Here is a 7836-nt window from a genome sequence, read left to right on the forward strand (position 1 = left end):
GATTGCCAGCGGTGCCGCCCGGCGCTCAGTCGTCTTCGGAAGGCCCCTCAGGCTTGCGGCAAACGTTTGCGCAACTATCACGGCATAATAGACAAAATGCGCTGATTTAGCTTTCGTTAGGGTTTTGCGAACGCTCTCTTAACCAAAGCTCAGCAATATGACGCTGTTAGGCCGGGGCGTAGTGTAACTTTACGTACCCCGACCACCTCCAAAAAGACGGGGACAGCCGTGGACGATTTAATTGCCGAGTTTTTGACCGAGACCGCCGAGAGTCTGGAGGTCGTCGATGCCGAACTGGTCAGGTTCGAGGCTAACCCCTCCGAGCGTAAGACGCTCGATAACATTTTCCGCCTCGTGCACACCGTCAAGGGCACCTGCGGCTTCTTAGGCCTGTCGCGCCTCGAAGCCGTCGCCCACGCCGGCGAGACGCTCCTGGGCCGCTTCCGGGACGGCAAGCTGGAAGTCAATGCCGATGCCGTGACCTTGGTGTTGCACTCCATCGACCGCATCAAGGTGATCCTGGCCGGTCTCGAAGGCGCGGGCATCGAACCCGAAGGCGACGACAACGACCTGATCGCGCAGCTCGAAGCCATGGCCGAAGGCCAGGCCGTCGATCTGACCGCCGTCCAGGCCGTCGAAGTGCCGGTCCGCCCGATCGGCTCCGAAATCGAGCCGGCCGAACTGAACCTGCCGACCACGGCGCCGGCCACCGCCGCCCCCAACCTCAAGACCGGCGATGTCGATCCCGCCACCGGTCGGACCTTACGCCTCGGCGAGGTCTCCGAGGCCGATCTGGAAGCCGCCTTTGCCGCCGCTTCCGGCCCCGAAGACGAGCCCAAGCATTTGAAGGCCGGCGATCTCGACCCCGCCACTGGCCGCGTGCTGCGCCCCGGCGAAGTGTCGGAAGCCGAGTTGGAAGCCGCCTTTGCCGCTGCCGAGGCCGGAATCGAGATCCCTGCCCCCGCGCCCGTCGCCGAAGCGCCCAAGCCGGCACCGGTCGCCAAGGCCGCGCCTGAGCCCCTGCCCGCCTCGATGGGCGGCGAAGACCTGGCGTCGCTGAACAACACCCAATCGATCCGCGTGTCGGTCGACGTGCTCGAAGGCCTGATGACCCTGGTCTCGGAGATGGTGCTGACGCGCAACCAGTTGCTGCAGATCAGCCGTACCCGGGAAGATTCGGCGTTCGCCACCCCGCTGCAACGTCTGTCGACCCTGACCGGCGAACTGCAGGACAGCGTCATGAAGACGCGCATGCAGCCGATCGGCGCCGCGTGGAAGAAGCTGCCGCGCCTGGTCCGCGACCTGTCGCACGAACTGCACAAGAAGATCGACCTGGTCATGGACGGCGAGGGTACGGAACTGGACCGTCAGGTTCTGGAACTGATCCGCGACCCGCTGACCCACATGGTGCGCAATTCGGCCGACCACGGGTTGGAAACCACCGAAGAGCGCATCGCACTGGGCAAGCCGGCCATCGGCACCATCAAGCTGGCTGCCTTCCATGAAGGCGGTTACATCGTTATCCGCATCTCCGATAACGGCAAGGGGCTGAATACCGGCAAGATCCGCGAGAAGCTGGTCGAAAAAGGCCTGGCCAACCGCACCGAACTGGAGACGATGAGCGACCAGCAGGTCCATCGTTATATCTTCGCGCCGGGCTTCTCAACCGCTGCCAAGGTGACCAACCTGTCCGGCCGCGGCGTCGGCATGGACGTGGTGCGCACCAATATCGAGCAGATCGGCGGCCAGATCGACCTGAACTCGGTTCCGGGTCAGGGCACGACCTTTACCATCAAGATTCCGCTGACTTTGGCCATCGTTTCGGCGCTGATCGTCGGCGCCGGCGGCCAGAAGTTCGCCGTGCCGCAGACCGCGGTCATGGAACTGGTCCGCACCGGCGTCACCGCCGAGCACAAGATCGAACGCATCAACGAAAGCCTGGTGCTGCGGCTGCGTGAAAAGCTGCTGCCGCTGGTCCAGTTGGGTCCGACGCTGCAACTGGAAGCCGCCAAGAACGAGGACCCGAGCTTCGTCATGGTCATCCAGGTCGGCGAGCGCCGCTATGGCCTGGTCGTCAATGACGTGCTGGATACCGAGGAAATCGTCGTCAAGCCTCTGGCCACCGTGCTGCGCGATGTCGACGTCTTCTCCGGCGCCACCATCCTGGGCGACGGTTCGGTCGTGCTGATCCTGGATCCGAACGCCATGTCGGAACGCGCCGGCAACATGCTGGAAGAAAAGCAAGCCGAGGAGAGCGAGAGCACCGTGGACACCACGAACGACAACCGCTGCGCCATGCTGTTGTTCAAGGCCGGCAGCGGCGCGCCCAAGGCGGTCGAACTGGAACACATTACGCGTCTGGAACATATCGAAGTGTCGCAGATCGAACGCATGGACGGCCGCGCCGCCTTGCAATATCGCGGCAAGCTTATGCCGATCCTCAATGTCGGCGACTATTCGACCATCAAGGACGAGGGCATTCAGCCGCTGCTGGTCTTCACCGGTGAAGGTTATGCCATGGGTCTGGCGGTCGACGAGATCGTCGATGTCGTCGAGGACCGTTTGCAGATCGAGCTGTCGGCCGACCGTCCGGGCGTGCGCGGCACTGCCGTCGTCGCCGGCCGGGCCTGCGAAATCGTCGATGTCGATTATTACCACCTGCGCGGCCTGGCCGAACACCAGCGTCATCCCGCTCCTTTGGGCGCAGGTCAATCTTCCAGTGAAAGGGCCGTGGCATGAGCCTGCGCGATTACGTCACCCTCCGCGTCGGCGGTCAGCTCTTCGGCGTCGATGCCGCCCGCGTCCACGATGTCTTCCATCCCCGCGGCGTGACGCCTGTGCCTTTGTCGCGCGGAGAAATCGCCGGCGTTTTGAACCTGCGCGGCCGGATTGTTACCGCCGTCTGTGCGCGGCGCCGGTTAGGGTTACCGCCGCGTCCGGAAGGTTCACCCGAACCGCTGGCCGTCGGTCTGGAAGTACATGGCGATTCCTATGGTCTGGTCATTGATTCCGTTGATGAAGTTCTGAAGCTGGACGACGAGAAGTTCCACGCGCCTCCGGGCAATTTGCCGCCGCGCTGGGCCGAAATAATCGTCGGTGTTTATCAATTGGAAAAGGAACTTCTGATAGTGTTGGAGCCTCAGACGCTTTTGGATGCAGCCCATCTCAAGGCGGCCTAAAAGTCTCCATTTACAGGACCTTACCTAAATGAAAACCTGCCTCGTCGTCGACGACAGCCGCGTGATCCGCAAGGTCGCACGCCGTATTCTCGAAAACCTCCAGTTCGAAGTGTTGGAAGCCAATGACGGCCTCGAAGCTCTGAACCTGTGCAAGGACAAGATGCCGGCCGCGGTGCTGCTGGACTGGAACATGCCGGTCATGGATGGCATCACCTTCCTGCGCCAACTGCGCAAGGAAGAGGGTGGCAAGGATCCGATCGTGGTGTTCTGCACTACCGAAAACGACCTGGCCCATATCACCGAAGCGCTGACCGAAGGCGCGTCGGAATACATCATGAAACCGTTCGACGGCGAGATCCTGGAAGCCAAGTTCTCGGAAGTCGGCCTCATCTGAGGCTGAAGGTAAAGATCGCGTATCCACCCCTTTTGTGTCGTCCAGAATGGCCCTGAATCCTAATACAGCCGCCTCTTTGAGGCCCCTCAAGATCATGATCGTCGACGATTCGGCGGTCGTGCGGGGCCTTATATCGCGCTGGCTGGAGCACGAACCCGACATGGTCCTGGCGGGTTTGGCCATCGACGGCGCCAAGGGCGTCGAAAAAGTCAAGGAGATCCAGCCGGATGTCCTGATCCTCGATATCGAAATGCCGAATATGGGCGGGCTGGAAGCCCTGCCCAAGCTTTTGGCCGCCAAGCCGGGCCTGAAGGTGCTGATGGCATCGACCCTGACGACGCGCGGGGCCAATGTGACCATCCGCGCCCTGGAACTGGGCGCCGCCGACTATATCCCCAAGCCGGATTCGACCCGGATCGGCGGAGCTGATGGCTTCCGAACCGAACTGCTGACAAAGATCCGCGCCCTGTGTGGCCGCACCCGCGCCTGGCCGAGCCAGCCGTCGGAAACGCCGGCGGCACAAAATTTGAATAGCCCATCGTCCATGGGACATTCACACACCTCGTTTTCGCCTGCGCCGTCGCTTCGCCCGGCCTCCCCGGGTCAGCACGCGCCGAATATTCTGCGCCCGATCACGCCGGTTGCGGCGCCGGTTGTGCCGCTGCGGCCGCGCAGCACAGGCCCCAAGCGCATCGACTGCCTGGTCGTCGGCGCTTCGACCGGCGGTCCGCCGGCGCTGCGCAATTTCCTGCTGGGTCTGGGCAACGACTGGAAGATTCCCGTGCTGATCGTTCAGCACATGCCGGCGACCTTCACCACCATTCTGGCCGAGCACCTGGACAAGGCGCTGCCGCAGAAGGTGCAGGAAGCCAAGGACGGCATGCTGATCGAAAGCCGTAATGTCTATATCGCCCCCGGCGACTTCCACATGACCATCAAGAACGACCCGATCGTCAAGCAGCTCAAGCTGGATCAGGGTCCTCAGGTCAATTGGTGCCGTCCGGCGGTCGACCCATTGTTCAAATCGGCTGCCGATGCCTATGGCAACCATGCCCTGGCCGTCGTGCTGACCGGCATGGGCCATGACGGCCGTGACGGCGCGGCGTCGCTGCAGGCCGTCAATGGCACTGTGATGGTCCAGGACGAAGCTTCCAGCGTTGTCTGGGGCATGCCGGGCGCCGTCGCCGAAGCGGGCTACGCCGAATACATCAAAACCATAGACGGCCTCGCTCAGGCCTGCAAAGCCTTTGCTCGAGGGGAGAGACCATGACACCCGAAGATATCGATCACCTTGCCGCATTACTGAAGACCCGGTCGGGTCTGATCCTGGGTTCGGACAAGACCTATCTGATCGAATCGCGCCTGGCCCCGGTGGCCCGTCGTGAAGGCTTCGCCAACGTCTCGGCACTGCTGACGGCGCTGCGCAGCAAGCGCGACGAAAAGCTGATGACCGTGGTCACCGACGCGATGACCACCAACGAGACCTTCTTTTTCCGCGACAAGGCGCCGTTCGACCAGTTCAAGTCCGATGTGCTGCCGGCGCTGGCGCGCGCTCGCATCAATGGCGACATCAAGATCTGGTGCGCTGCCTGTTCGACCGGCCAGGAGCCCTACTCGCTGGCCATGTTGATGGACGAAATGCGGATGATGTATCCGCGCGTCAACCTGGACATCCTGGCCACCGACATCTCCGAGCGTTGTCTTGAGAAGGCGCAGGCGGGCCTGTACACCCAGTTCGAGGTCCAGCGCGGGTTGCCGATCCAGATGATGGTCAAGCACTTCGAGAAGATCGACGAGATGTGGCGGATTTCGCCCAAGATCCGTCAGTCGGTGCGCTACAAGAAGCTGAATTTGCTGGACGATCTGCGTCTGATCGGCCGTCAGGACGTGGTCTATTGCCGCAATGTGCTGATCTACTTCGACCTGGAAACCAAGCGCAAGGTGCTGGAGCAGATCGCCAACCTGCTGCCGGACGATGGGTATCTGTTCCTGGGCGCGGCTGAGACCGTGCTGGGGATTACGGATTCGTTCAAGCCGATGCAGGGTATGCGCGGGCTGTATGTGAAGAACCAGAACTCGCAGAGCTCGGCGCGGCCGTTGCGGGTCGGCGCGGCGTAAGGTCGGCGTTCAAGGATAAGACATGAGGCCCCGGAGCGATCCGGGGCCTTTTTGTTGGCAGGCACCCTCGCCCACCGCCTCACGTGCCTTTTGGCGGCCTGGCTATCTCGTCCAGTTGCGCCTTCATCCGCTTCACTTCGTCGGTCAGACGATCCAAGGCAGCGGTCTGTGAATCGGGTGTGGCGTGGCCCGGATCCGCATTGACCCTCTGCATGGCGTCCAACATGACGCTGATGAACAGGTTGAGCACCGTGAAGGTGGCGACCAGGATGAAGATCACCATGAAGGGAATTGCCAAGGCCTGGGTCTGCGCCAATTCCCGCGTCATGTCGGCCCAGCCCTCCAGAGTCATGATCTGAAACAGACTGAAGAGTGAGGCCTCCAGACTGCCGAACCATTGCGGGGCGCTGACGGCAAACAGTTTGGTCGCCATGACAGCGAAGACGTAATACAGAATGATCAGGATGGCGCCGATGGAGCCAATGCCGGGAAGTGCAGCCACGATACCGGAGATGACCCGGCGAAGACTCGGGAAGGCTGAAATCAGGCGCAGGACGCGAAGCACCCTGAGGGACCGCAACACACTGAAAGCACCTGCCGCAGGCAGAAGAGCCAGGGCGATCACGGCCGTGTCGAACAGGTTCCAGGGATCTCGCACGAAGCGCTGCCCTTGAGCCACCAGACGCAACAGCAATTCGACAACGAATATGCCAAGCAGAACCTGGTCAAGCATCAGCAGCTGAGGGCCAAACAGGGCCATGACTGCCGGGTAGGTCTCCAGCCCCAGAACCACCGCATTCACGAGAATGAGGGCAACAAAGAAGGTAGTTGCGGAGCGATGTTCCATTACGCTCCGCAACCGGGCTCTTAAGGCCTCAATCCGGACCATGGTCTGGCTCCGGCGTGGTTTTTGAGGTCTTGACCAGCGACACGATGACGCCAATGGCGATGAGACCCAGGGTGACCGCCAGCGAGATATTGGCCGGAAACTTTTCAAGTCCCAGGGCATCCGCGATAAACACCTTGGCACCGATGAAGATGAGCACGAAGGCCAGGGCCGGCTTCAGGTACTTGAAGCGATGGATGATCGCAGCCAGGGCGAAATACAGCGCCCGCAAGCCCAGGATAGCGAAGATGTTGCTGGTAAACACGATAAACGGGTCCAGGGTGATCGTGAAGATCGCAGGGACGCTGTCGACCGCGAAGATAAGGTCGACAAACTCGATCAGAAGCAGGGCGACGAGCAGCGGCGTGGCGTACAGGCGCCATTTGCCGGTCACCGGGTCGGCCTGGCGGGTCAGGAACTTCTGGCCATCGAGTTTGTCGCTGATCGGGAAGACCTTGCGCATCAGCTTCAGAAGCGGGTTGCTGGCAATGTCGGGGTGCTTGTCGCCCATAAACAGCATCTTGACGCCAGTAAAGATCAGGAAGACGGCGAAGATATAGAGGATCCAGCCGTATTGGGCGACCAGGGTGGCGCCCAGGGCGATCATGATACCGCGCAGGACGATCACGCCCAGGATACCCCAGAACAGGACCCTGTGCTGATAGAGGGGCGGGATGGCGAAATAGGTGAAGATCAGCGAGATCAGGAAGACATTGTCCATCGCCAGGGTTTTTTCGACGATGAAGCCAGTCAGATACTCCTTGCCGGCCTGGTCACCCAGCGACCACCACACCCAGCCGCCAAACGCCATCGCCATGGCGATGTAGAAGGCCGACATCCACAGGCTTTCGCGGATGCTGATCTCGTGCGTCTTGCGGTGCAGGACTCCGAGGTCGAAGGCCAGTAGTGTTACCACAATGGCAAGGAAGGAGGCCCACATCCACAGGGGCTTGCCCATGATGGGCTCGAAAAGGAATTCCATGGCAAAGGTCTTTCTGGAATGTGTGCCGATCTCACTGGATCGGCGATAGAGGTTGTTGTTTCAGGGGGGGGGGCGGCGCGGTCAGTCCAGATCGGACAGGGCACGTCCTCCACGCCGAGTGAAGGGCGTCGGCATCACGCTGTGCAGGGTCATCTCGACGATCTGGGTCAATTCACCCTTGTCGAGCCAGATACCGCCACATTGCGGGCACTTGTCGAAACTGAGGGTATCGACGACCTCCAGCTTGAGGGGAATGTCGCAGTCAGGGCAGCGGCGT

The 7836-nt window shown here is 61.5% G+C and carries 8 protein-coding genes; 5 read left to right on the forward strand and 3 right to left on the reverse strand.

Features of this window, described 5'->3' with window-relative positions; genetic code table 11:
- Positions 1 to 228: 228 nt before the first annotated feature.
- The 5 genes from ABI_RS13630 to ABI_RS13650 all read left to right on the forward strand — a co-directional run bounded on the left by ABI_RS13630 (position 229) and on the right by ABI_RS13650 (position 5691).
- Positions 229 to 2739 carry a chemotaxis protein CheA gene (locus ABI_RS13630; RefSeq protein WP_006273598.1) on the forward strand — a complete coding sequence of 837 codons (2511 nt, stop codon included), beginning with the start codon at positions 229 to 231 and terminating at the stop codon, positions 2737 to 2739.
- Positions 2736 to 3179 (forward strand): chemotaxis protein CheW, encoded by a 444-nt coding sequence (locus ABI_RS13635; protein WP_006273599.1) that lies wholly within the window; start codon positions 2736 to 2738, stop codon positions 3177 to 3179. The genes ABI_RS13630 and ABI_RS13635 overlap by 4 nt, the downstream gene beginning before the upstream one ends.
- A 28-nt stretch (positions 3180 to 3207) precedes the next feature.
- Entirely contained in the window at positions 3208 to 3573 is a 366-nt protein-coding gene (locus ABI_RS13640) for a response regulator (protein ID WP_006273600.1), read from the forward strand.
- A gap of 94 nt (positions 3574 to 3667) precedes the next feature.
- Positions 3668 to 4843 carry a protein-glutamate methylesterase/protein-glutamine glutaminase gene (locus ABI_RS13645; RefSeq protein ID WP_006273601.1) on the forward strand — a complete coding sequence of 392 codons (1176 nt, stop codon included), beginning with the start codon at positions 3668 to 3670 and terminating at the stop codon, positions 4841 to 4843.
- Positions 4840 to 5691: a CheR family methyltransferase gene (locus ABI_RS13650; RefSeq protein WP_006273602.1), complete on the forward strand. Its 852-nt coding sequence runs from the start codon at positions 4840 to 4842 to the stop codon at positions 5689 to 5691. The genes ABI_RS13645 and ABI_RS13650 overlap by 4 nt, the downstream gene beginning before the upstream one ends.
- A 79-nt stretch (positions 5692 to 5770) precedes the next feature.
- Here the strand turns inward: ABI_RS13650 and ABI_RS13655 are convergent, their stop codons facing one another.
- The 3 genes from ABI_RS13655 to ABI_RS24490 all read right to left on the reverse strand — a co-directional run.
- Positions 5771 to 6538, reverse strand: coding sequence for an ion transporter (locus tag ABI_RS13655; RefSeq protein WP_083811502.1), 768 nt, complete (start codon positions 6536 to 6538; stop codon positions 5771 to 5773).
- Between the two features lie 28 nt (positions 6539 to 6566).
- Positions 6567 to 7559, reverse strand: a complete 993-nt coding sequence (locus tag ABI_RS13660; protein WP_006273604.1) for a TerC family protein — start codon at positions 7557 to 7559, stop codon at positions 6567 to 6569.
- Between the two features lie 81 nt (positions 7560 to 7640).
- Positions 7641 to 7836 (reverse strand): TFIIB-type zinc ribbon-containing protein (locus tag ABI_RS24490; RefSeq protein ID WP_211211169.1); only part of this gene is annotated, 196 nt, incomplete at its 5' end.

This window comes from Asticcacaulis biprosthecium C19 (genome assembly GCF_000204015.1).
GTDB classification, from domain to species: domain Bacteria; phylum Pseudomonadota; class Alphaproteobacteria; order Caulobacterales; family Caulobacteraceae; genus Asticcacaulis; species Asticcacaulis biprosthecius.

Excerpts from the sequence above, each read along its gene's own strand:
- ABI_RS13635 (WP_006273599.1), top strand. The coding sequence starts at position 2,736 with ATGAGCCTGCGCGATTACGTCACCCTCCGCGTCGGCGGTCAGCTCTTC.
- ABI_RS13640 (WP_006273600.1), top strand. The coding sequence starts at position 3,208 with ATGAAAACCTGCCTCGTCGTCGACGACAGCCGCGTGATCCGCAAGGTC.
- ABI_RS13645 (WP_006273601.1), top strand. The coding sequence starts at position 3,668 with ATGATCGTCGACGATTCGGCGGTCGTGCGGGGCCTTATATCGCGCTGG.
- ABI_RS13650 (WP_006273602.1), top strand. The coding sequence starts at position 4,840 with ATGACACCCGAAGATATCGATCACCTTGCCGCATTACTGAAGACCCGG.
- ABI_RS13655 (WP_083811502.1), bottom strand. The coding sequence starts at position 6,538 with ATGGAACATCGCTCCGCAACTACCTTCTTTGTTGCCCTCATTCTCGTG.
- ABI_RS13660 (WP_006273604.1), bottom strand. The coding sequence starts at position 7,559 with ATGGAATTCCTTTTCGAGCCCATCATGGGCAAGCCCCTGTGGATGTGG.